Below are 1048 nucleotides of genomic sequence, written 5' to 3'. Positions count from 1 at the left end.
ACTGCCACGGCCCTGGCCACGTAGGCCGGGGTGACCGTCTTGTTCCCCCGAATGAACGGCCCCCGATTGGTGCGGGTCAGATCGACGAATTCGTGCAGGATCTTGCGGGGGTCATTGCTGCGCAGCCCGTCATTCAGGGCCACCTGCCGCCAGAACTCCCGCGCCTTTTTCTCCTGGTGACGGAAGGTGACCAGGGCCACCGAAAGAATGGGGGCCTTCGTGAGCAGCACCGCATCCTTGCCACCACCAAGGATGGTCTCAAAAAAGGCGTTGCCTTCCTCTTCCCAGGTCTTGACCTCGGTAAGAACATCCTCCTGGCACCGACTGTCGGCACGACGGAATCCCCCCTGGATGAACCGCAGCGCAGCCGCCACGTTGGTCGCCTGCTTCAGCGACATCCCGATCTGGTTGTGCAGATCCCTGGCTTTGATGGCGTCCATGACGGACCGTGAGAGATGGTTGTCGTGCCGGGAGTAAAGCTCGGCCACCTCATCCATGGTCTCCGCGACGGAGATCAAAACGGTCAGAGTTGTCGGTACACCCGCCTTTTCGATAGCGGACAGGGTATGCTGGCCGTTGACCAGGAGCTGCTCGTTGCGGAACCGGACAAAATGGATCTGGGTTCCCTGGATGAACCGCCCGGCGTTGATCTCCTGCACCAGGGCATCCCGATGACGGGGACGCATGGACCTCTGGCGAGAAAAAATGTTGTGCTGGAGCCAATCACCAGCCACCTCCGGAGTGACTTTGACCTGCTTGTTTGAGTGAATCTGAATCATGCTCTTTCCTCCTGCCTGTTCTATTTGGATGCATTGTTTATGTGAACGTGGTGTTCGGCCTCGTACTGCTCGACGTCGTGCTCGCGGTACATGATGTGGCCGCCTATTTTCAGGTAGGCCGGGCCTTTGTTCTTGCACCGCCAGTTTTGCAGCGTTCTGGGGTTGATCCCCCACCGACGCGCAAGCTGAAATGGGTTGATGTGACGGGTCTCCATGCCGTGCCTTCCTCCCGGTTGCGTGTTGAACATGGGACGGATGGTAGCAGGGGG

General features: G+C 59.3%; 2 protein-coding genes. Both read right to left on the bottom strand.

The features are described from left to right. A partial coding sequence (locus tag EJP87_RS17070; RefSeq protein WP_227657763.1) for a hypothetical protein occupies positions 1-779 on the bottom strand: 779 nt, incomplete at its 3' end. Positions 780-799: 20 nt separating this feature from the next. Then, positions 800-994, bottom strand: a complete 195-nt coding sequence (locus EJP87_RS19150; RefSeq protein ID WP_130473014.1) for a helix-turn-helix domain-containing protein — start codon at positions 992-994, stop codon at positions 800-802. Between the last annotated feature and the right edge of the window lie 54 nt (positions 995-1048).

This window comes from Candidatus Magnetaquicoccus inordinatus, assembly GCF_004217665.1.
Taxonomy (GTDB): domain Bacteria; phylum Pseudomonadota; class Magnetococcia; order Magnetococcales; family Magnetaquicoccaceae; genus Magnetaquicoccus; species Magnetaquicoccus inordinatus.
Note: the sequence above shows the minus strand (reverse complement) of the source record. Positions and strands in the feature narration are given on the sequence as shown.

Excerpts from the sequence above, each read along its gene's own strand:
- EJP87_RS19150 (WP_130473014.1), bottom strand. The coding sequence starts at position 994 with ATGGAGACCCGTCACATCAACCCATTTCAGCTTGCGCGTCGGTGGGGG.